The following is a 22385-nucleotide window of genomic DNA, read 5'->3' on the forward strand; positions in this document are numbered from 1 at the left end:
TGGTCGTCACATTTATTGATAAACAGCATCAATGATTTTATTTCTACGCAAACGGTTTCGTCGGGGCGCAGGATTCACTATAATGACGCCCGTTTCCCCCCCTGGCTCACCCTGAAAGCTTCGAAGACGAGAGACTTATGATGGAAATTTTGCGTGGTTCACCTGCACTGTCGGCATTCCGTATCAATAAACTGCTGGCACGATTTCAGGCGGCCAACCTTCCGGTAAGCGCCATATATGCCGAGTATATTCATTTTGCCGATCTGAACGCCCCGCTGAGCGCTGACGATCGCGAGCGCCTGGCGCGACTGCTTCAGTATGGCCCGAGCTTAAGCAGCCATACCCCGACCGGTAAATTACTGCTCGTGACCCCTCGCCCTGGCACCATCTCTCCCTGGTCTTCTAAAGCTACCGATATCGCTCACAACTGCGGTCTGACTCAGGTCGTGCGCCTGGAGCGCGGCGTGGCGTATTACGTTGAAGCCTCAACCCTGACCGAAGCGCAGTGGACTGCCGTGGCGGCGGAACTGCACGACCGCATGATGGAGAGCGTCTTCGACGCCCTGGAAGCGGGCGAGACGCTGTTTGCCCATCATCAGCCGACGCCGGTCACCAGCGTTGACCTGCTGGGCGAAGGCCGTCAGGCGCTGATTGACGCCAACCTCCGTCTGGGGCTGGCGCTGGCAGATGACGAAATTGACTACCTGCAGGATGCGTTTACCCGTCTGGGCCGCAACCCGAACGATATTGAGCTGTATATGTTCGCCCAGGCGAACTCTGAGCATTGCCGCCACAAGATTTTCAACGCCGACTGGATCATCGACGGCGAACAGCAGCCGAAGTCGCTGTTCAAAATGATCAAAAACACCTTCGAAAAAACGCCGGACTACGTCCTGTCGGCCTATAAAGACAATGCCGCGGTGATGGAAGGGTCTGAAGTGGGGCGCTATTTTGCCGACCACCAGACCGGGCGCTACGACTTCCATCAGGAGCCGGCGCACATTCTGATGAAAGTGGAAACCCATAACCACCCGACGGCCATCTCTCCATGGCCGGGCGCGGCAACCGGCTCCGGCGGCGAAATCCGTGATGAAGGCGCCACCGGCCGCGGCGCGAAGCCGAAAGCGGGCCTGGTGGGCTTCTCGGTTTCCAACCTGCGTATTCCGGGCTTCGAGCAGCCGTGGGAAGAAGATTTCGGTAAACCGGACCGCATTGTCACGGCCCTGGACATCATGACCGAAGGCCCGCTGGGCGGCGCGGCGTTTAACAACGAGTTTGGTCGTCCGGCGCTGAACGGCTACTTCCGCACCTATGAAGAGAGAGTCACCAGCCACAATGGCGAAGAGCTGCGCGGCTACCACAAACCGATCATGCTGGCCGGCGGTATCGGCAACATCCGCGGCGAGCATGTGCAGAAGGGCGAGATTACCGTCGGGGCGAAGCTGATCGTGCTGGGCGGCCCGGCGATGAACATCGGCCTCGGCGGCGGCGCGGCCTCTTCTATGGCCTCCGGCCAGTCCGATGCCGACCTCGATTTCGCCTCCGTACAGCGTGACAACCCGGAAATGGAACGCCGCTGTCAGGAAGTGATCGACCGCTGCTGGCAGCTGGGCGACGCCAATCCGATCCTCTTTATCCACGACGTTGGCGCGGGCGGTCTCTCCAACGCCATGCCGGAGCTGGTGAGCGACGGCGGCCGCGGCGGTAAATTCCAGCTGCGCGATATTCTCAGCGATGAGCCAGGGATGAGCCCGCTGGAGATCTGGTGTAACGAATCGCAGGAGCGTTATGTTCTGGCGGTCGCCCCGGAGCACCTGCCGCTGTTCGACGAACTGTGTCGCCGCGAACGCGCGCCTTATGCCGTTATCGGCGAAGCTACCGCGGAGCAGCACCTGAGCCTGAGCGACAGCCACTTTAACGATCAGCCGATCGACCTGCCGCTGGACGTTCTGCTCGGCAAAACGCCGAAAATGACCCGCGATGTGCAGACCCTGAAAGCCCAGGGCAGCGCGCTGGATCGCCAACCGATTACCCTTGCTGATGCGGTAAACCGTGTTCTGCACCTGCCGACGGTGGCCGAGAAAACCTTCCTCGTGACCATCGGCGACCGCACCGTGACCGGCATGGTCGCCCGCGACCAGATGGTCGGCCCGTGGCAGATCCCGGTGGCCAACTGCGCGGTGACCACCGCCAGCCTCGACAGCTACTACGGCGAAGCGATGGCGATGGGCGAGCGCGCCCCGGTTGCCCTGCTGGACTTCGCGGCCTCTGGCCGTCTGGCCGTCGGCGAAGCGCTGACCAACATCGCCGCCACGCAGATTGGCGAACTGAACCGCGTGAAGCTGTCGGCTAACTGGATGGCCGCCGCAGGTCACCCGGGCGAAGACGCTGGCCTGTATGAGGCGGTAAAAGCGGTAGGCGAAGAGCTGTGTCCGGCGCTGGGCCTGACCATTCCGGTCGGTAAAGACTCGATGTCGATGAAAACCCGCTGGCAGGAAGGCAGCGAGCAGCGCGAGATGACCTCCCCGCTGTCGCTGGTGATCTCCGCTTTCGCCCGTGTCGAAGATGTTCGTCATACCGTCACGCCGCAGCTTTCTACAGAAGATAACGCTCTGCTGCTGATCGACCTCGGTAAAGGGCACAACGCGCTGGGCGCGACGGCCCTGGCGCAGGTCTATCGCCAGCTCGGCGACAAGCCGGCTGACGTGCGTGATGTTGCCCAGCTGAAAGGCTTCTGGGACGCGATGCAGGCCCTGGTGGCGCAGCGTAAACTGCTGGCCTACCACGACCGCTCCGACGGTGGCCTGCTGGTGACTCTGGCGGAAATGGCCTTTACCGGCCACTGTGGCCTGGAAGCAGATATCGCCGCGCTGGGCGATGATCGTCTGGCCGCGCTGTTCAACGAAGAGCTGGGGGCGGTGATCCAGGTGCGCGCTGCAGACCGTGAGGCGGTGGAAGCCATTCTGGCGGTTAACGGCCTGGCAGACTGCGTGCATTACCTTGGTAAAGCGGTCGAGGGCGATCGCTTCGTGCTGACCGCCAACGGTCAGACGGTGTTTAGCGAGAGCCGCACTACGCTGCGCATGTGGTGGGCGGAAACCACCTGGCAGATGCAGCGTCTGCGCGACAACCCGGCCTGCGCCGATCAGGAGCACGAGGCGAAAGCCAATGACGCCGATCCGGGCCTCAATGTGAAGCTTTCGTTTGAGATTAATGACGACATTGCGGCGCCGTACATTGCCACCGGCGCGCGTCCGAAAGTGGCCGTCCTGCGCGAGCAGGGGGTGAACTCTCACGTTGAAATGGCGGCAGCTTTCCATCGCGCCGGCTTTGACGCCATCGATGTGCATATGAGCGACCTGCTGGCGGGCCGCACCGGTCTGGGGGATTTCCATGCCCTGGTGGCCTGCGGCGGCTTCTCCTATGGTGACGTGCTGGGCGCGGGTGAAGGCTGGGCGAAGTCGATTCTGTTCAACGAGCGCGTGCGCGATGAGTTCGCGACGTTCTTCCACCGTCCGCAGACGCTGGCGCTCGGCGTGTGCAACGGCTGTCAGATGATGTCCAACCTGCGCGAGCTGATCCCGGGCAGCGACCTGTGGCCGCGCTTTGTGCGTAACCAGTCTGACCGCTTCGAAGCGCGCTTTAGCCTGGTGGAAGTGACGCAAAGCCCATCCCTGCTGCTGGAAGGCATGGTTGGCTCACGGATGCCGATTGCGGTCTCCCACGGCGAAGGTCAGGTGGAAGTGCGCGACAGCGCGCATCTGGCCCAGCTGGAGAGCAAAGGTCTGGTGGCGCTGCGCTTCGTGGATAACTTTGGCAAAGTGACCGAAACCTATCCGGCGAACCCGAACGGTTCCCCGAACGGTATCACCGCGGTGACCAGCGAAAGCGGGCGCGCGACCATCATGATGCCGCACCCGGAACGCGTCTTCCGCACCGTAAGCAACTCCTGGCACCCGGAGAACTGGGGCGAGGACAGCCCGTGGATGCGTATCTTCCGTAACGCGCGTAAACAGCTGGGTTAACCTTCCGGCAGCGCCTCATGTGAATGTATCAGCCCCCTGCTCAGGCAGGGGGCTTTTTTATCTGTGATGGCCGGCACGCCAGGGTGTCGGGAATTGCCGACAACCCCTATGTTATGGTGTCGTCAATAGGAGACACTTAACATATTGATTTTATTGAGCAGTGGTGCGGCGCCTGTTTAGTGTCGTCAATTAGCGACAATATGAATAAAAAATGTACGGTTCCGGTATGGCAATGATCGTGAGCTAATATCATATATATCAGCGTGTTAATAAAATGTTTTGAAAGGTGGCATAGTTCATGCATAATATTAACCAGTGGCTCATTCACCTTCTTATGTCAGCCCCTTCGGGACGCGCTACATAAACTTCGAATGACGCACAAACAGGTGCCTGCCGTCCAACTCCTGATAACAGCCTGGCTTTATCAGACATCGGGCGAAACGTCGAGTAAGGCACCGCCTCATTCCTGAACAAAGCCAGGCCTTGCGCCTGGCTTTGTTGTTTCTGCGGCGCAGTAACCAGCGGTAGCGCTTTTCTCCGGCGCGCTCCTCAGTTAGCATCGACCAGAGCTAATGATTGAGACAACATCCTTGAAGCGACTCTCTCTTTTTCCCCGTTCGCTGCGTCAACTGGTGACGCTCTCCTTTGTGCTGATCCTGCTGCCGCTGTTGGTGCTGGCGTGGCAGGCCTGGCAGAGCCTGAATGCCCTTAGCGCCCAGGCGGCGCATATTAACCGCACTACGCTGGTCGATGCCCGACGCAGCGAGGCGATGATCAATGCCGCGCTGGAGATGGAGCGCAGCTATCGCCAGTACTGCGTGCTGGACGATCCGACGCTGGCGCGGGTGTATCAGAATCAGCGACAGCGCTACAGCCAGATGCTGGATGCCCATGCCGGCGTGCTACCGGACGAGAAACTCTGGCAGGCGCTGCGTCAGGACGTCAGCGATCTGGCGCAGTTGCAATGTAAAAATAGCGGCCCCGATGCCCAGGCGGCCGCCAGACTGGAAGTTTTCGCCAGCAATAACAGCGATATGGTGCAGGCGACCCGGGCAGTCGTCTATTCCCGCGGCCAGCAGCTGCAGCAGGAGATTGCCGAACGCGGCCAGTTTTTCGGCTGGCAGGCGCTGGTGCTGTTTCTGCTGAGCCTGGCGCTGGTGCTGCTCTTCACCCGCATGATTATCGGTCCGGTGAAAGGCATAGAAAGAATGATCAATCAGCTGGGAGCAGGGAAGTCGCTGGACGACGCCGCATTGTTTACCGGCCCGCGCGAGCTGCGCTCGGTGGGCAAGCGCATCATCTGGCTCAGCGAGCGCCTGGCGTGGCTGGAGTCGCAGCGGCATCAATTTCTTCGTCATCTGTCGCATGAGCTGAAAACCCCGCTGGCCAGTATGCGTGAAGGTACCGAGCTGTTGGCCGACCGGGTCGCCGGGCCACTGACCCCTGAGCAGCAGGAGATCGTCGAGATCCTCGACAGCAGTAGTCGTAACCTGCAAAAGCTGATTGAACAGTTGCTGGACTACAACCGAAAACAGGCCGACGGCCCGGTGGCTCGCGAAGCGGTGGACCTGGTGGACCTGGTGGAAAGTGTCGTGGCGGCGCACAGCCTGCCCGCGCGGGCTAAACTGATGCATACTGAACTGACGCTGCAGGCGCGGCGTTGCCTGGCAGAGCCTGCGTTATTGATAAGCGTAATGGATAATCTCTACTCCAATGCGGTGCACTATGGCGCTGAATCCGGTAACATCCGTATCCACAGCTACCGGCACGGAGAGCAGGTGCGTATTGATGTCGCCAACAGCGGCGAACCGATCCCGGCCGCGGAAAAGAATATGATTTTCGAGCCTTTTTACCAGGGGAGTCACCAGCGTAAAGGGGCCGTTAAGGGCAGTGGGCTGGGGTTGAGTATCGCCCGCGACTGCGTCCGGCAGATGCAAGGGGAGCTCAGCTTGGTTGACGCGCCCGCCGGGCAGGTCTGTTTTCGCATTACGCTTCCCTCAGCGCCGGAATAATCCAACTTATGAATCGATATCGGGGAACTATGTCACAATTCCTGGCCTGGCGCCGTTCCCTTCGTGGATGGCTGCTTTCAGGCATTGCTTGTCTGACGCTGGCGGGGTGTTCCGCCGGCTTTTCACCGCATACTGCGGAAGGTACCGCCGCCCCCGGGCAGGCGCAGCATCAGGTGGCCGATTTTGTCGCGGTAGACTGCGCGGACATCTGGGCGCACAGCAGCGATGCCAGCGACAAAAATCCCCTCTACTGGCTGCGGGGCATTGACTGTGCCGATCGCCTCGCACCGGCGCAGGCGCGGGCGGAGGCGAAACGCCATACCGACGATAGCTGGCAGGACGCGTTCCGTCGCGGCATCCTGCTTGCTGATGCCAAAATTACTCCCGACGAGCGTCGCGACCTGGTGGCGCGTCTCGATACCTTCAGCCCGCAAATCGCCGTTCAGGTCCGCCCGCTGTATCAGCTCTGGCGCGACGGCCAGACCCGTCAGCTGCAGCTGGTGGAAGAGCGTGCCCGTTACGCGAAGCTTCAGCAGTCAAGCGATAGCGAACTGGAGACGCTGCGACAGCAGGAGCAGGCGCTGCGCGAACAGCTGGAGCTGACCACCCGCAAGCTGGAGAACCTGACGGATATTGAGCGTCAGCTCTCCAGCCGCAAGCCGGGCGGCAATTTCGGCAGCGAAAAAGTGCCGGAGGTGATCCATGACGATCCGTAAACCGGCGCGTTTGCTGCTGGTGGATGACGATCCGGGACTGCTGAAGCTGCTGGGCATGCGCCTGGTCAGCGAAGGCTACAGCGTGGTCACCGCCGAGAGCGGGTCGGAAGCGCTGCGCGTGCTGGGGCGTGAGAAAGTGGATCTGGTGATTAGCGATCTGCGGATGGATGAAATGGATGGCCTGCAGCTGTTCAGCGAGATCCAGAAAGGGCTGCCCGGCATGCCGGTGATTATTCTCACCGCCCATGGTTCGATTCCCGACGCCGTGGCCGCGACCCAGCAGGGGGTGTTCAGCTTCCTGACCAAGCCGGTCGATAAAGATGCCTTGTATAAAGCCATTGATGAGGCGCTGGAGCAGCGCTCGCCGGCCACCGACGAAGCCTGGCGCCAGGCGATTGTGACCCGCAGCCCGCTGATGCTGCGTCTGCTTGAGCAGACCGGGATGGTGGCGCAATCGGATGTCAGCGTGCTGATTAACGGCCAGAGTGGGACCGGGAAGGAGATCGTCGCCCAGGCGATCCATAACGCCAGCCCGCGTCATGATAAACCGTTCGTGGCGATCAACTGCGGCGCGCTGCCGGAACAGCTGCTCGAATCCGAACTGTTTGGCCATGCGCGGGGCGCCTTTACCGGCGCGGTCAGTAACCGTGAAGGATTATTCCAGGCCGCTGAGGGCGGTACGCTGTTTCTCGACGAGATCGGTGATATGCCGGTTGCGCTGCAGGTGAAGCTGCTGCGCGTCCTGCAGGAGCGTAAGGTGCGTCCGCTGGGCAGCAACCGCGATATCGAGATCAACGTGCGGATCATCTCCGCCACCCATCGCGACCTGCCGAAGGCGATGGCCCGCGGCGAGTTCCGCGAAGATCTGTTTTACCGACTCAACGTGGTGAATCTGAAGATCCCACCGCTTTCCGAACGGGCTGAGGATATCCCGCTGCTGGCTAATCATTTGCTGCGCCAGTCCGCCGATCGCCATAAGCCGTTTGTCCGGGCGTTTTCCAGCGATGCGATGAAGCGGCTGATGGCCGCCAAGTGGCCGGGTAACGTGCGCCAGCTGGTGAACGTGATTGAGCAGTGTGTGGCCCTGACCTCGTCGCCGGTGATTGGCGACGCGCTGGTGGAGCAGGCGCTGGAAGGAGAGAATACCGCGCTGCCGACCTTCGTGGAGGCGCGCAATCAGTTTGAGCTGAACTACCTGCGCAAGCTGCTGCAAATTACTAAAGGCAATGTCACCCACGCCGCGCGGATGGCAGGGCGCAACCGCACCGAATTCTATAAACTGCTGTCGCGCCATGAGCTCGACGCCAACGACTTTAAAGAGTAGCTCCGTAACATAGCGCAAGTTATGATACGGTAAGCAACCGGTTACGCGACTAAGACAGGAACACCATGAAAAAGATTGATGCGATTATTAAACCTTTCAAACTGGATGACGTGCGTGAAGCGCTGGCCGAAGTCGGCATCACCGGGATGACGGTGACGGAAGTGAAGGGCTTTGGCCGCCAGAAAGGTCATACCGAGCTGTACCGCGGTGCGGAGTACATGGTGGATTTTCTGCCAAAAGTAAAAATTGAAATCGTGGTGACCGACGATATCGTCGATACCTGTGTGGATACCATCATCCGTACGGCGCAGACCGGCAAGATTGGCGACGGCAAGATCTTTGTCTTCGACGTCGCGCGGGTCATTCGTATCCGTACCGGTGAAGAAGACGACGCGGCGATTTAATCCTCGCCGCTCGCTGCAGTATTGCCGGGTGAGGCTGCGCTTACCCGGCCTACAAATCCCCGCGTCGTCGGGGCTTACAGGACCTTATGCGGGCCGAAACATTCGTAATGAATGTTGTCTTTATTAACCCCTAATTCTACCAGCTGCTTCGCTGCAAACTGCATAAACGCTACCGGGCCGCAGAGATAGAACTGCATCTGCGGGGCGCGAATATTGTCCGCCACTGCCGCTAAATCCATCAAACCTTCGCTATCAAAACGTCCAGTCTGACGGTCGGCTTCGCTCGGGTTGCGATACCACACGTGCGAGGTAAACGCCGGCAGCGCCGCGCCAAGCGCACTCACTTCATCGGCAAAGGCGTGAACGTCGCCATTTTCCGCCGCATGGAACCAGTTCACCTGACCCTGATGACCGCTCTTCGCCAGCGCATCCAGCATCGCCAGCATCGGCGTTTGCCCGACGCCCCCGGAGAGCAGGGTGACCGGCGTCTGCGGTTCAACGTTAAGGAAGAAGTCACCCGCCGGGGCGGCTAAATAGACCACATCGCCTTCGCTGGCATGGTTATGCAGCCAGCTGGAAACCTGACCGCCGTCCTCACGTTTTACCGCGATGCGGTAGCCTTTGCCGTCTGCTTTGCGGGTTAAAGAGTATTGACGAATTTCCTGATAGTCGAAGCCTTCCGGTTTCAGCCAGATGGCCAGGTACTGCCCCGGCTGGTAATCGGCGACCGGCTGACCGTCGACCGGTTCGAGCTCAAAGCTGGTGATGAGCTGGCTGCGCGGGGTTTTCTTCACGATGCGGAACGCGCGGGTCCCTTCCCAGCCGCCGGTTTTACTGGCGTTTTGCTGATAGATCTCGGCTTCACGGCCGATAAAGACGTTCGCCAGCACGCCGTAGGCTTTACCCCAGGCATCGAGCACTTCCTGGCCCGGGCTGAACATTTCATCGAGGGTCGCCAGCAGATGGCTGCCAACGATGTTGTACTGCTCCGGTTTGATCTGGAAGCTGGTGTGTTTCTGGGCGATTTTTTCCACCGCCGGCAGCAGAGCGGGCAGGTTATCGATATTGCTGGCGTAGGCGGCAATGGCGTTGAATAACGCTTCGCGCTGATCGCCGTTGCGCTGGTTGCTCATGTTGAAAATCTCTTTGAGCTCCGGATTATGCGCGAACATACGATCGTAGAAATGGGCGGTGAGCTTTGGGCCGGTCTCTACCAGCAGGGGGATGGTGGCTTTGACCGTGGCGATGGTTTGAGCGTCGAGCATAGCGTGCTTCCTTGTGTGTTATCTTATTGATGCATTTTAAATGCATCTTATAGAAATAACCCTGCTATGTAAATGGTTCTTTAACACTTAATCCCGATGCCGTTACAACATGAAGAATTTGCATCACAAACCTGAAAAGAAATCCGTTGATAATGAGAGAGACGTTATTGCTCAAAGCCTTGTGTCATGCGGAGCCAATCGTTTGCGTAAAATCCTTTGTCAAGACCTGTTATCACAGAATGATTAGGTTATACTGTGGGCCGTTGTCCAATCGGACCGCCTTTTTAGGCCGAAATTTTATTGTTAGCTGAGTCAGGAGATGCGGATGTTAAAGCGTGAAATGAACATTGCCGATTATGATGCCGAACTGTGGCAGGCTATGGAGCAGGAAAAAGTACGTCAGGAAGAGCACATCGAACTGATCGCCTCCGAAAACTACACCAGTCCGCGCGTCATGCAGGCGCAGGGCTCTCAGCTGACCAACAAATATGCTGAAGGGTATCCGGGCAAGCGTTACTACGGCGGCTGTGAATATGTCGACGTGGTTGAGCAACTGGCTATCGACCGCGCGAAAGAACTGTTCGGCGCTGACTATGCTAACGTCCAGCCGCACTCCGGCTCTCAGGCTAACTTTGCGGTCTACACCGCGCTGCTGCAGCCGGGCGATACCGTGCTCGGTATGAACCTGGCGCAGGGCGGCCACCTGACTCACGGCTCTCCGGTTAACTTCTCCGGCAAACTGTACAACATCATCCCTTACGGTATTGATGAGTCCGGTAAAATTGACTATGACGACATGGCGAAGCAGGCTCAGGAACACAAACCGAAGATGATCATCGGTGGTTTCTCCGCTTACTCCGGTATCGTTGACTGGGCGAAAATGCGTGAAATCGCCGACAGCATCGGCGCTTACCTGTTCGTCGATATGGCGCACGTGGCTGGCCTGATTGCCGCGGGTGTGTATCCGAACCCGGTTCCGCATGCTCACGTTGTGACCACCACCACCCACAAAACCCTGGCGGGTCCGCGCGGCGGCCTGATCCTGGCGAAAGGCGGTAGTGAAGAGCTGTACAAAAAACTGAACTCTGCCGTGTTCCCAAGCGCGCAGGGCGGCCCGCTGATGCACGTTATCGCGGCGAAAGCGGTGGCGCTGAAAGAAGCGATGGAGCCAGAGTTTAAAGTTTACCAGCAGCAGGTTGCGAAAAACGCCAAAGCGATGGTGGAAGTGTTCCTGAACCGCGGCTACAAAGTGGTTTCTGGCGGTACTGAGAACCACCTGTTCCTGCTGGATCTGGTGGATAAAAACCTGACCGGTAAAGAAGCTGACGCCGCCCTGGGCCGCGCCAACATCACCGTGAACAAAAACAGCGTGCCGAACGATCCGAAGAGCCCGTTCGTGACTTCCGGTATCCGTATCGGTTCTCCGGCTGTGACTCGCCGCGGCTTCAAAGAAGCGGAAGTTAAAGAGCTGGCTGGCTGGATGTGTGACGTGCTGGACAATATCAATGACGAAGCGGTCATTGAACGTGTGAAAGGCAAAGTGCTGGATATCTGCGCCCGTTTCCCGGTTTATGCGTAAGCGTTAACGTTGCAATAAAAAAGGCCGCGATTGCGGCCTTTTTTGTGTCTGCCGATTAGCGGCGGTCGAGCGAAATCGCTCCGGGGCCGGTAATCGCCAGCAGCAGAAAAGCGCCGGCGATGCTGACGTTTTTCCAGAAATTAATCATGTTCGGCAATACCGCATCGCCGGTCATATCCCAGTAATGATGGCCAATCACCGCCGTACCCAGCGTATAAAAAATAAAGATGACCGCCAGCGGGCGGGTGAAAAAGCCCAACACAATTAAGATCGCGGCAGGGACCTCCATTATCACAGCGATAATCGCCGCCAGCGTCGGCATCGGCGCGCCGGAGGCGGCCATGTACTGCACCGTACCGCCAAAGCCTAACAGTTTCGGATAACCAAAAAGGATAAACAGGACCACCACGGCGATGCGGGCGATGAGCAGCAGCAAGGAGCGGGAAGCGCCAAAATCAAAATAGCGGAGTGTGTTCATAATCAGCTCGTTATGAGAGAAGTGTGATTTAAACGTAATACACAAATTTGCCCGCCGCCATGGTGAGAAAATAATAATGTTGCGCTTCGTTTCATCAGGATTTGGCTGCGGGTTGCTCGCACTTTGATGCCCGGTTATCGGATTTTATTTAATACAACCGGCGATGGGATGGTGCTCGCTCTGTGATGTGTGTCACGATTTAAAGACAAATGTACTCAACTTCCATATAGAGAGTGAGACACCGGTTTACTCAAGATGGGGTTTGTCGCCAGACTGTCGCCACCATTCGGGAGGAAATCATGGTCTTGCACTCCACGCGCTGGCTGGCGCTCAGTTATTTCACCTACTTTTTTAGCTACGGTATTTTTCTGCCCTTCTGGAGCGTCTGGCTGGCCGGAAACGGGCTGACTCCGGAAACCATCGGCCTGTTGCTTGGCGCCGGCCTGGTGGCCCGTTTTCTTGGGAGCCTGCTGATTGCCCCGCGGGTCAGCGATCCCTCCCGGCTCATTGCCGCGTTGCGCGTGCTGGCCCTGTTAACCTTACTTTTCGCGCTGGCCTTCTGGGTCGGCAGTCACCTGGCATGGCTGCTGGCGGTCATCATCGGCTTCAACCTGTTCTTTTCGCCGCTGGTGCCGCTGACGGATGCCCTGGCCAATACCTGGCAAAAGCAGATCACCATGGACTATGGCCGGGTACGGCTATGGGGCTCCATTGCCTTTGTCATCGGTTCGGCGCTGACCGGCAAGCTGGTCAGTCTGTTTGACTACCGGGCGATCCTGCTGATGTTAAGCCTGGGTGTCGCCTCGATGCTGCTGGGTATGCTGCTTAAGCCGTCGGTGATGCCCCACGGGGAGTCGCGCCAGCAGCAGGGAGCAGGACTGACGGCCTGGCTGACGCTGGTACGCCAGAGCTGGCGCTTTCTCGCCTGCGTCTGTTTGCTACAGGGGGCGCACGCCGCCTACTACGGCTTTAGCGCCATCTACTGGCAGCAGGCCGGCTATTCTGCCTCGGCGGTCGGTTATCTGTGGTCGTTAGGCGTGGTGGCGGAAGTGGTGATCTTCGCGTTGAGTAAAAAGGTGTTCCGCCGCTTCAGCGCACGCGACCTGCTGCTGCTCTCCGCCGTCTGCGGGCTGATTCGCTGGGGACTGATGGGCTGGACCACGGCGCTGCCGGGACTCCTCCTTGCGCAGATCCTTCACTGTGGCACCTTCACGGTGTGTCACTTGGCGGCGATGCGCTATATCGCCGCCCGTCAGGGCAGCGAAGTGATCCGCCTGCAGGCCGTCTATTCTGCGGTGGCGATGGGCGGGAGTATTGCCATCATGACCGTCTTCGCCGGTTTCCTCTATCAGCACCTGCACCAGGGCGTGTTCTGGGTAATGGCCCTGCTGACGATCCCGGCGCTGATTATCCGGCCAAAAGCGGTGGCGACCTAGTCCTCAAGCATCGCGCAGATATGCTGCTGCTGGCGTTCAGTGAAGCAGTTCTCCGCGTGGATCAGCGGCGGCGAAAACAGCGGTAGCGCCGTCGCATAAGGGGTGACGATAAGCGTCACCCCTTTGGGCGCACCTTCCTTCTGAAAGCGCTCTACGCTCTGGTATTTGATATTCAGCGGCAGCAGCGTGAGTTCGCGCAGCTGCTGTTCCAGAGCCTCTTCTATAGCCGGGTTGTCATCGGTTAGCAACAGCACCTGTTTTTCGTGCAGGTCGCTTTTCTGCATCAGCCAGGCGCCAAAGATCACCGCGATTAAGCCGGTCTCTTCCTCATTAAAATGGATGTGCCAGGCTTCCTCGAATTCGCTCAATGCCGCCTGGGTGGTACGCAGTAAGCGAGGATAGAGCCGGCTCACTTCCTCCGTGAGCGTGCTGTCGATGCCGATGGCAAACACGCTGCGGATCAACGCCTGCGATAAATGAATATAGAGTTGATCGCTGAGCCCCTGCTCATCACTGAAAGCCCTGCCGGCGAGGACCTGGAAGCGATGGATCAGGCCGGAGATAGCCAGTCGCAGGCGGCGATCGTGCGGGTGACCGTCGCGGACCGGGTCGGGGGTTTTGAGCAACATAAACAGTAGCGAGAGGAAGAAGGGCTCTCCAACATGCGGCGGAGCGCCGACCCGGCGCTGCCAGTGGCGGACAATCTCCTGCGCCAGGGTAAACTCGGCGGCGGTCTGGGCCCAACGCTGCTGTTCATCATTGAAGTCCGGAGAGTATCCCCGGTGATGCTCAAGCAGACAGTACTGCAGATATAAGCGCAGAAACTGCACGTCGCGGCAGTCAAACTGGCGATTGAGCGCCCGCGCGCAGCGGTTCACCAGCGCCTGCAGATTGGTATCATCGTATAAGGTACGGGCAATGCCTTCCTGTTTAAGCTGCGTTTTCAGGGCAGGGGTAAAATGATGATTGACGAACTGCGGGCAGAGGCGTAGCCCCCGCCGCAGCGCATGCAGCAGACATAAACGTTGGTCGAGCGCGGCGCCTTCAATCCGATAGCTGCCGTCCACCTCTGACCGGAGGGTCAAACGGTGGTAACGCTGAATTTCGCGTCCGGTCTCCTCAATATCCTGCCGGGCCGTGGTCTCATCAACGAGGTTGATCCTGCCAAGCCGTTCAGTCGTCACCGACTGTCCGGGCAGATAAAACATCAGGAGCACCTGGCTACGGCGCTGTGGACTGGAAAGCGCAGATGGTGGTTCAATGACGGTCATCATCTGGTAAGTTCCAGTTAGGGTTTTCGCTAAGAATAGACAATGGCAGAGGCGGGGGCAGGGCGAAACGCCCGCTTTAGCTCAGGATTGCTGGTGAAGTTCACAGAATTTTTCACGTGAGGAACAGATGAACAGAGTGAAACAATGCACCAGCGCGGCGTTTTTCATGGTTTTATCATTTTCAGCCGCCGCGCATCCGCATAGCTTCATTAGTTTGCAGAGCGAGCCGGTGGTTAAAGATGGTCTGCTGAGCGGGTTTAAAATGCGCTGGACCATGGATGAAATTACCTCATCGGATCTGCTCTATGACGCCGGTAACGCCAAACCGGGCAGCGAAGTATGGAAAAAGCTGGCGGCGGAGGTGATGGCCAACGTACTCGGCCAGCACTATTTCAGCGAGCTGTGGCACAACGGCCAGCGGGTGAAATTTGAAAATCGTCCCGACGGCTATGGCCTCGAGCGTGACGGACTGCAGGCGGTACTGACCTTTACGCTGCCGCTGGCGACGCCGCAACCCGTTGCCGGGCAGACGTTTACCTTTTCCACCTTCGACCCGACCTACTACGTCGACATGTTTTATGACAAGGATAGCGATTTTTCCCTGCCCGCCGCGCTGCGGGCCGCCTGTAAGGCAACGGTGATGACGCCAAAACCGAACGACAAAATGCTCTCGTACGCTCAGTCGCTGGATAAAGCGGATGCGCCGCCGGAGGATATGGCGCTGGGCAGCTATTTTGCCCAGAAGGTGACCCTGACATGTCAGTAATTTTCACCCCCCGCGCGCGATCCTCGCGCTGGAAAGCGCTGTGGCCGCTGGCGCTGTTGCTGGCTGTGAGCATCATCGGCGGCATTTGGCTATGGCGGGCGTGGCCGCAGGTGCTGATGCAGAGCGCGGTCTGGCAGCGCTCGTTGAATCTGGAACTCAGCCGCCTGCTGCAGGCGGTGGCGGAGAACCCGGCAGCGGCGGGCCTGTCGCTGCTCGGGTTCAGTTTCGTTTATGGTGTAGTGCATGCCTTAGGGCCCGGCCATGGCAAAATTGTCATTACTACCTGGCTCGCCACCCATCCCTCGAAGCTGAAATCAAGCATTAACCTGACGCTGGCCGCCTCTTTATTACAGGGGCTGGTGGCCATCGCGCTGGTGGTCGTGGTGCTGGCGCTGCTGCAGCTGCCGGCGCGCCAGCTGCATCTCAGCAGTTTCTGGCTGGAGAAGGGCAGCTATCTGCTGGTGGGCGCATTAGGCTTGCTGCTGTGCTGGCGGGCGTTAAAAAAGCTGCGTCTGCTGCTGAGCCGGCCAACGTTTACCGCTTTTACCCCACATCATGTTCATCACGAGCATTGCGGCTGCGGGCATCAGCATCTCCCGGCGCCGGATCAGCTTCAGAGCGGCGACGACTGGCGGGCACGCGCCGCGATCGTCCTGTCGATGGGCATGCGCCCCTGCTCGGGAGCGATCATGGTGCTGCTGTTCAGCAAGGTGATCGGGGTGTTCAGTTGGGGAATGGCGGCGGCGCTGGCGATGGCGGCGGGAACCTCGTTGACCATCACGGCGCTGGCGCTGCTGGTGCACAGTTTTCGCCAGCTGGCGGTGAAGTTGGGTCAGCATCAGGCGCCGCCGCTGTGGCGTCAGGTGGGCTGGCTGACGCTGGCGCTGGCCGGCGGCGTGATTTTGCTGGCGGCGGCAGGAGTGATGTGGTTCACCGCGGTCCCGGCCGGCGGTGGGATCCGCCCGTTTTAGTCAGACGCCGGGCGCAAATCCGAAAGTGGGCGCCTGTGCTTGCCGCTGGCGAAGCGATGCTCTAGTTTTCCGCTTTTCGGCGGATGACAAGGAGTCGCTATGGCCGCAAATATCGTTTCTTCCGCACCGAGCGGGCGGTTTTATTATGGCTGCGCCGGTGCCGCCGGGCTGCTGGCGGGCCTGGCGATCGTCTACTGGTTTCCGGCGCTGGCCAGCTGGTGGCCGTCAGATCTGGTGCGCGTCTACCACGCCATGTCGTATGTCATGGGATTCGGGGTGTCGCGTATCGGGGATATCCCGCTGGTGGCCTACGCCACCTTAACGCTGTCGGGTTTCGTCATGGCTTTTTGCCACCCCGGGCACAGTAAACTGCCCATTGTTGCCTGGGCTGTGCATAATCAGCCTTCGCTACGGGAGATGGTCGATTGGATCCTGCGCAGCTGGGTATTGCAGTTCGGTTTCCTGGTGATCATTTTCTGGCGTTTTGCTTTCATGGGGAAGCTGACCAGCTATCGGCTGATGCAGTTCGTGGGCATATTTAACGACGTCTGCTATCTGGCCACGCTGGTGCTGGCTGGGATACTGCTGCGCGATAGCTGGCGAGACTTTCAAGGCGTTTCCGCACCGGCAAGCAATATTCGCATTCCGCTGATCTTTGCCCTGAGCTTTTATCTGCCGTTTCAGCTGGTATGGATTTTACTCAGTGCGCAGCAGTTCGAGTTGCCGCTGTGGGGATGGCTGCTGCTGGTTCCGGCGATGGTCGGCGTGCTGTTAGCCCGCCTGGCGACAGTAGGAATAGCGTTGTGTTTCCGGCGCTGGCTGGGACCGCAGGGCTGCCTGCGCTGGCGCGGGCCGCTGGCCTTGTTTAGCGGCCTGACGGTACTGTGCATCGGCGGCAATGCGGTGATTCGCCAGATCCTCAACATGATAAAATGACATAAAAAAAGGAAGCCGCGGCTTCCTTTTTGACATCTGTAAGAGATTAACGCTTCAGCGCATCGCTCAGCTGCTCACGCATATTCGCCAGCATCGCTTTCACCACGCGCGGGTTACCGGCAACGATGTTGCCCGTCAGCAGGTAGTTATGGCCACCGGTGAAGTCGCAGACAATCGCGCCAGCTTCACGGGCGATCAGCTCGCCTGCGGCGAAATCCCAAGGCTTCAGGGCGATCTCAAAGTAACCGTCAACGCGGCCGGCGGCTACATAGGCCAGATCCAGCGCGGCAGAGCCGGTGCGACGGAAGTCGGCACATTCGGTAAACATGTTGCCGAGAATATTCATGTAAGTGGTGGCGTGCTGCTTCGCTTTGAACGGGAAGCCGGTCGCGATGATGGTGCCGTCGAGGTCGCGAGCGTTGCTGCCGCGCAGACGGTAGCCGTTCAGCTGCGCGCCCTGGCCGCGGGTCGCGGTGAACAGTTCGTTACGCATCGGATCGTAAACCACCGCGACTTCAGTACGACCTTTGATGCGTACGGCGATGGAAACAGAGAAGTGGGGCAGACGTTTAACGAAGTTGGTGGTGCCATCCAGTGGATCGATAACCCATTGAACATCCTGCTCTTCACCAGCGTGTTCACCGCTTTCTTCGGTGATAATGGTGTGCTGCGGGTAAGATTTGCGAATGGTTTCGATAATAATCGCTTCAGCGGCTTTATCGACGTTGGTCACAAAATCATTGCTGCCTTTCTGGCTGGTTTCTACGGTGTCTGGCGTTTCGTAGTGCTTGGCAATTAAATTACCCGCCTTGCGCGCGGCGCGCACGGCGATGTTCAGCATCGGATGCATCGGTCTCTCTCACTGGATGTTAAAGAACGGGAAAAAACGGCGCATATAATAACAGCGAAATCTGCTTATGTCTCCGTTTTATGGTAGCATGCCCGAATAATCTTTAGCCGAAGAACCATAATGCTGCAAAATATTCGAATCGTACTGGTAGAAACCTCCCACACCGGCAATATGGGCTCTGTAGCCCGCGCGATGAAAACCATGGGCTTAACTAACCTGTGGCTGGTCAACCCACTGGTCAAACCCGACTCACAGGCGATAGCCCTCGCCGCGGGCGCCAGCGATGTGATCGGTAACGCGCAGATCGTCGATACCCTTGATGAAGCCCTGGCGGGCTGCAGCCTGGTGGTGGGTACCAGCGCGCGCTCCCGTACACTGCCGTGGCCAATGCTCGATCCGCGCGAATGCGGCCTGAAAAGCGTCGCCGAGGGGCAGCATGCGCCGGTGGCGCTGGTCTTTGGCCGCGAACGCGTTGGCCTGACCAACGAAGAGCTGCAGAAGTGCCACTACCACGTGGCGATCGCCGCGAACCCGGAGTACAGCTCGTTGAACCTGGCGATGGCGGTGCAGGTTATCGCTTATGAAGTGCGGATGGCCTGGCTGGCGACGCAGGAGCAGGCGCAGCCTGCGGTTGACCATGAAGAGGCGCCGTACCCGCTGGTGGACGATCTGGAGCGTTTCTACGGCCATCTTGAGCAGACGCTGCTGGCGACGGGCTTCATCCGCCCGAATCATCCGGGGCAGGTGATGAACAAGCTGCGTCGGCTGTTCACCCGCGCGCGTCCGGAAAGTCAGGAGCTGAACATTCTGCGCGGCATGCTGGCGTCTATTGAGCAGCAGAATAAAGGTAAGTAAGCGCGTTAACGCCGGATGGCGCTTCGCTTATCCGGCCTACGAATCTACATCTCTGTTGTAGCCCGGGCGAGGCCTTTGGCCGACCCCGGGAGCGGCTCGAAATTAATAACGGCACGGAAAGCCAAATACCTGACTAAAACAGTCAAGTAAATAGTTGACCAAATTACTCGGGAATGTCAGACTTGGCCCTGCTATGCAATACCCATATTAATAAAAAGCCCGGCCAGGGGCGAGTTTGAGGTTAAGTAAGACATGAGACTGACATCTAAAGGGCGTTATGCCGTGACCGCGATGCTTGACGTTGCGCTCAACTCTGAAACGGGCCCGGTGCCGTTGGCAGATATTTCAGAGCGTCAGGGAATTTCGCTTTCCTATCTGGAACAGCTGTTCTCTCGCCTGCGTAAAAATGGCCTGGTTTCCAGCGTTCGTGGTCCAGGCGGTGGTTATCTGTTAGGTAAAGATGCCAGCAGCATCGCCGTCGGCGAAGTGATCAGCGCGGTAGACGAATCCGTTGACGCGACCCGTTGCCAGGGCAAAGGCGGCTGTCAGGGCGGCGATAAGTGCCTGACTCACGCGCTGTGGCGCGATTTGAGCGAACGCCTGACCGGCTTCCTGAACAATATCACCCTGGGTGAACTGGTGAATAACCAGGAGATCCTTGATGTGTCCGGCCGTCAGCATCAGCACGAAACCCAGCGCAATGCGCGCACCCAGGACGCGATCAACGTTAAGCTGCGCGCCTGAGTGACCCGTCCCGTTTCGGACTGCGGCTGACAGGGCGAGGCAGCACGAAACGGTCGGGACAACGATTATAAAGAGCTTTCAGAATCAGGCCGGGATGCGCCAGCATTCCGTGTACTCGGTCGTACATCAAGCCGGTTGCCTGATTCCTTGCATTGAGTGATGTACGGAGTTTAAGAGCAATGAAATTACCGATTTATCTCGATTACTCCGCAACCACGCCGGTGGACCCGCGTGTTGCCGAGAAAATGATGCAGTTCCTGACCATGGACGGGACCTTTGGTAACCCGGCCTCCCGTTCCCACCGTTTTGGCTGGCAGGCTGAAGAGGCGGTTGATATCGCCCGCAATCAGATTGCCGAGCTGGTCGGTGCCGACCCGCGCGAAATCGTCTTTACCTCTGGTGCGACTGAATCCGACAACCTGGCGATCAAGGGTGCAGCCAACTTTTATCAGAAAAAAGGCAAGCACATCATCACCAGCAAAACCGAGCATAAAGCGGTTCTGGATACCTGCCGTCAGCTGGAGCGTGAAGGCTTCGAGGTGACCTACCTGGCGCCGCAGCGCAACGGGATTATCGATCTCAAAGAGCTGGAAGCGGCGATGCGTGACGACACCATCCTGGTTTCCATCATGCATGTGAATAACGAAATCGGCGTGGTGCAGGATATCGCTACCATCGGCGAGATGTGTCGCGCCCGCGGTATCATTTACCACGTAGACGCCACCCAGAGCGTGGGCAAGCTGCCTATCGATCTGAGCCAGCTGAAGGTGGACCTGATGTCCTTCTCCGGCCATAAAATCTATGGTCCGAAAGGCATTGGCGCGCTGTACGTTCGCCGTAAACCGCGTATCCGTATCGAAGCGCAGATGCACGGCGGTGGCCACGAGCGCGGTATGCGTTCTGGTACTTTGCCTGTTCACCAGATCGTCGGCATGGGTGAAGCTTACCGTATCGCCAAAGAAGAGATGGAAAGCGAAATGGCGCGTCTGCGCACGCTGCGCAACCGTCTGTGGAACGGCGTGAAGGATATGGAAGAAGTTTATCTCAACGGCGACCTCGAGCAGGGCGCGCCGAACATTCTTAACGTCAGCTTCAACTACGTTGAAGGTGAGTCGCTGATTATGGCGCTGAAAGACCTGGCGGTTTCCTCCGGTTCAGCCTGTACTTCCGCGAGCCTTGAGCCATCCTACGTGCTGCGCGCGTTAGGCATGACTGATGAACTGGCGCACAGCTCTATTCGTTTCTCTTTAGGTCGTTTCACTACCGAAGAAGAGATTGACTACACCATCAAACTGGTTCGTAACTCCATCGGCCGTCTGCGCGATCTTTCTCCGCTGTGGGAAATGTTTAAGCAGGGCGTGGATTTGAACAGTATTGAATGGTCACATCACTAATTCGGCACCGATAAGGAGAATTCAACATGGCATACAGCGAAAAAGTTATCGATCATTACGAGAATCCGCGCAACGTCGGCTCTTTTGACAACAGCGACGAGAACGTCGGCAGCGGTATGGTCGGCGCGCCGGCCTGCGGCGACGTGATGAAGTTGCAGATTAAAGTCAACAATGAAGGTATCATTGAAGACGCGCGCTTCAAAACCTACGGCTGCGGTTCCGCCATCGCTTCCAGCTCCCTGGTCACCGAGTGGGTGAAGGGCAAATCCCTGGACGAAGCGCAGGCGATCAAGAACACCGATATCGCCGATGAACTGGAACTGCCGCCGGTGAAAATTCACTGCTCTATTCTGGCGGAAGACGCGATTAAAGCCGCGATTGCGGATTACAAAAGCAAACGTGAAGCAAAATAATTAGTTGAGGTTTTGTTATGTCGATTACTCTTAGCGACAGTGCTGCAGCGCGAGTCAATGCCTTTCTGGCGAACCGCGGTAAAGGGTTTGGCCTGCGCCTGGGCGTGAGAACCTCCGGCTGCTCGGGTATGGCCTATGTACTGGAGTTTGTTGACGAGCCGGCGGCAGAAGACACCGTGTTTGAAGACAAAGGCGTGAAGGTCGTGATCGACGGCAAAAGTCTGCAATTCCTCGACGGCACTCAGCTGGACTTCGTCAAAGAAGGCCTCAACGAAGGGTTCAAGTTCACCAACCCTAACGTCAAAGACGAGTGCGGCTGCGGCGAAAGCTTTAACGTATAATCGGTCATCCCCAACCCCACCGCGGTTACGCCGCGCGTGGGGTTTTCATTTAGATGCATGACCCTGAGGTTACTATGGACTATTTCACCCTCTTCGGGTTACCAGCCAGCTATACCCTCTCGCTTGAACAACTGGCTGTCCGGTATCAGGATCTGCAGCGCCAGTACCATCCGGATAAATTTGCCAGCGCGCCTGCTGCGGAACAGCTTGCGGCGGTTCAGCATTCCGCGACCATAAACCAGGCCTGGCAGACGCTGCGCCATCCGTTGACCCGGGCGGAATACCTCCTCTCGCTTCATGGCTTCGATCTGGCCAGCGAGCAGCATACCGTTCGCGATACCGCATTCCTGATGGAACAGCTGGAGCTACGCGAAGAGCTCGACGAGATCGGTAAGGCGAAAGACGATGCGCGGCTGGAAGCCTTTATCAAACGAGTGAAAGCGCTGTTTGATACCCGCCATCAACTGATGGTTGACCAATTGCATAATGAGAGCTGGGAGGCGGCGGCGGATACGGTACGTAAGCTCCGTTTTCTTGATAAACTGCGCAGCAGTGCTGAAGAACTCGAAGAAAAACTGCTCGATTTTTAATTTTCGGAAGCAATT

General features: G+C 58.2%; 20 protein-coding genes. 16 read left to right on the top strand and 4 right to left on the bottom strand.

The genetic code is table 11. The features are described from left to right. Positions 1-137 precede the first annotated feature (137 nt). The 5 genes from purL (at position 138) to glnB (ending at position 8481) form a co-directional block, all read left to right on the top strand. Entirely contained in the window at positions 138-4025 is a 3888-nt protein-coding gene (gene purL / locus R0140_RS06100; RefSeq protein ID WP_022064868.1) for a phosphoribosylformylglycinamidine synthase, read from the top strand. A 590-nt stretch (positions 4026-4615) separates the two neighbouring features. Then, a complete protein-coding gene (locus R0140_RS06105; protein ID WP_022064869.1) occupies positions 4616-6037 on the top strand; it encodes a sensor histidine kinase in 1422 nt (473 codons plus the stop codon). A 29-nt stretch (positions 6038-6066) separates the two neighbouring features. Next, positions 6067-6753, top strand: a complete 687-nt coding sequence (gene qseG, locus R0140_RS06110; protein ID WP_023298077.1) for a two-component system QseEF-associated lipoprotein QseG — start codon at positions 6067-6069, stop codon at positions 6751-6753. Further along, positions 6740-8077: a two-component system response regulator GlrR gene (glrR, locus tag R0140_RS06115; protein WP_110185209.1), complete on the top strand. Its 1338-nt coding sequence runs from the start codon at positions 6740-6742 to the stop codon at positions 8075-8077. Before qseG ends, glrR begins: the two co-directional genes overlap by 14 nt. 65 nt (positions 8078-8142) lie before the next feature. Then, on the top strand, positions 8143-8481 hold the full coding sequence (glnB, locus tag R0140_RS06120; RefSeq protein ID WP_002914032.1) for a nitrogen regulatory protein P-II: 339 nt from the start codon (positions 8143-8145) through the stop codon (positions 8479-8481). A gap of 74 nt (positions 8482-8555) precedes the next feature. On the opposite strand, the gene hmpA is transcribed toward glnB, so the two are convergent. After that, entirely contained in the window at positions 8556-9746 is a 1191-nt protein-coding gene (gene hmpA, locus R0140_RS06125; RefSeq protein WP_042947029.1) for an NO-inducible flavohemoprotein, read from the bottom strand. 325 nt (positions 9747-10071) lie between these two features. Here hmpA and glyA point away from each other — a divergent pair, with 325 nt between their 5' ends. Further along, positions 10072-11325, top strand: a complete 1254-nt coding sequence (gene glyA / locus R0140_RS06130; RefSeq protein WP_008803781.1) for a serine hydroxymethyltransferase — start codon at positions 10072-10074, stop codon at positions 11323-11325. A 55-nt stretch (positions 11326-11380) separates the two neighbouring features. On the opposite strand, the gene R0140_RS06135 is transcribed toward glyA, so the two are convergent. Continuing rightward, positions 11381-11803, bottom strand: a complete 423-nt coding sequence (locus R0140_RS06135; RefSeq protein ID WP_012540860.1) for a DoxX family protein — start codon at positions 11801-11803, stop codon at positions 11381-11383. 299 nt (positions 11804-12102) lie between these two features. Here R0140_RS06135 and R0140_RS06140 point away from each other — a divergent pair, with 299 nt between their 5' ends. Next, positions 12103-13239, top strand: a complete 1137-nt coding sequence (locus R0140_RS06140) for a 3-phenylpropionate MFS transporter (RefSeq protein ID WP_317703957.1) — start codon at positions 12103-12105, stop codon at positions 13237-13239. Here R0140_RS06140 and csiE read toward each other — a convergent pair. Next, positions 13236-14513, bottom strand: a complete 1278-nt coding sequence (gene csiE, locus R0140_RS06145; protein WP_012540862.1) for a stationary phase inducible protein CsiE — start codon at positions 14511-14513, stop codon at positions 13236-13238. The two genes, R0140_RS06140 and csiE, sit on opposite strands and share 4 nt — an antisense overlap. A 124-nt stretch (positions 14514-14637) precedes the next feature. Between csiE and R0140_RS06150 the strand changes: the two genes are divergently transcribed. From R0140_RS06150 to R0140_RS06160, 3 genes are all read left to right on the top strand, one after another. Further along, positions 14638-15276, top strand: coding sequence for a DUF1007 family protein (locus tag R0140_RS06150; RefSeq protein ID WP_012967437.1), 639 nt, complete (start codon positions 14638-14640; stop codon positions 15274-15276). Then, positions 15267-16247 (top strand): nickel/cobalt transporter, encoded by a 981-nt coding sequence (locus tag R0140_RS06155; RefSeq protein WP_012540864.1) that lies wholly within the window; start codon positions 15267-15269, stop codon positions 16245-16247. Before R0140_RS06150 ends, R0140_RS06155 begins: the two co-directional genes overlap by 10 nt. 99 nt (positions 16248-16346) lie before the next feature. Beyond that, positions 16347-17183 carry a hypothetical protein gene (locus R0140_RS06160; RefSeq protein ID WP_016161641.1) on the top strand — a complete coding sequence of 279 codons (837 nt, stop codon included), beginning with the start codon at positions 16347-16349 and terminating at the stop codon, positions 17181-17183. 46 nt (positions 17184-17229) lie between these two features. On the opposite strand, the gene suhB is transcribed toward R0140_RS06160, so the two are convergent. After that, the gene (gene suhB / locus R0140_RS06165; protein ID WP_008803788.1) at positions 17230-18033 is read right to left on the bottom strand and encodes an inositol-1-monophosphatase; all 804 of its coding nucleotides are present in this window, start codon (positions 18031-18033) and stop codon (positions 17230-17232) included. A gap of 120 nt (positions 18034-18153) precedes the next feature. Here suhB and trmJ point away from each other — a divergent pair, with 120 nt between their 5' ends. From trmJ to hscB, 6 genes are all read left to right on the top strand, one after another. Further along, positions 18154-18888, top strand: a complete 735-nt coding sequence (gene trmJ / locus R0140_RS06170) for a tRNA (cytosine(32)/uridine(32)-2'-O)-methyltransferase TrmJ (protein WP_008803789.1) — start codon at positions 18154-18156, stop codon at positions 18886-18888. A 252-nt stretch (positions 18889-19140) separates the two neighbouring features. Beyond that, a complete protein-coding gene (gene iscR, locus R0140_RS06175) occupies positions 19141-19632 on the top strand; it encodes a Fe-S cluster assembly transcriptional regulator IscR (RefSeq protein WP_008803790.1) in 492 nt (163 codons plus the stop codon). Between the two features lie 179 nt (positions 19633-19811). Continuing rightward, positions 19812-21026 carry a cysteine desulfurase gene (gene iscS / locus R0140_RS06180; RefSeq protein ID WP_008803791.1) on the top strand — a complete coding sequence of 405 codons (1215 nt, stop codon included), beginning with the start codon at positions 19812-19814 and terminating at the stop codon, positions 21024-21026. Positions 21027-21052: 26 nt separating this feature from the next. Continuing rightward, positions 21053-21439: a Fe-S cluster assembly scaffold IscU gene (gene iscU / locus R0140_RS06185; protein WP_002913991.1), complete on the top strand. Its 387-nt coding sequence runs from the start codon at positions 21053-21055 to the stop codon at positions 21437-21439. A gap of 17 nt (positions 21440-21456) precedes the next feature. After that, positions 21457-21780, top strand: coding sequence for an iron-sulfur cluster assembly protein IscA (gene iscA / locus R0140_RS06190; RefSeq protein WP_002913979.1), 324 nt, complete (start codon positions 21457-21459; stop codon positions 21778-21780). Positions 21781-21854: 74 nt separating this feature from the next. Beyond that, a complete protein-coding gene (gene hscB, locus R0140_RS06195; protein ID WP_008803792.1) occupies positions 21855-22370 on the top strand; it encodes a co-chaperone HscB in 516 nt (171 codons plus the stop codon). Positions 22371-22385: the final 15 nt, after the last annotated feature.

It is taken from the genome of Klebsiella sp. w6 (genome assembly GCF_033100215.1).
GTDB classification, from domain to species: Bacteria; Pseudomonadota; Gammaproteobacteria; order Enterobacterales; family Enterobacteriaceae; genus Klebsiella; species Klebsiella variicola.